We start from the raw sequence: 240 nt of genomic DNA on the forward strand, positions 1-240 counted from the left end.
GCCAATCCGATGACCAGGTTGATGGTGACGGCCAGGATGACGGTTCCGAACAAATAGGACAGCAGGCTGTGTTTCAGTGCCTCGAGCCGGATCGCATGGTTCCCGAGGTTGGTGTCCGAGACCTGATAGGTCATGCCCAGGCTTGTGGCCAAGTAAGCGAAGTCCGTGTACTGCGGCGGACGTTCCTGGTTGAAGCTGATACCGCCCACTTCCCCTCCGGCGTGCGCGGTGCGGCTGTAG

Annotated in this window: 1 protein-coding gene; it reads right to left on the minus strand. The window is 60.4% G+C overall.

What is annotated here, in order from left to right; genetic code table 11:
* On the minus strand, positions 1 to 209 hold a 209-nt coding region (locus SB847_RS22095), incomplete at its 3' end, for a DUF1345 domain-containing protein (protein ID WP_410578888.1).
* Positions 210 to 240 lie beyond the last annotated feature (31 nt).

The organism is Bacillus sp. SIMBA_026 (genome assembly GCF_046535335.1).
In the GTDB taxonomy this organism is placed as follows: Bacteria; Bacillota; Bacilli; order Bacillales; family Bacillaceae; genus Bacillus; species Bacillus velezensis.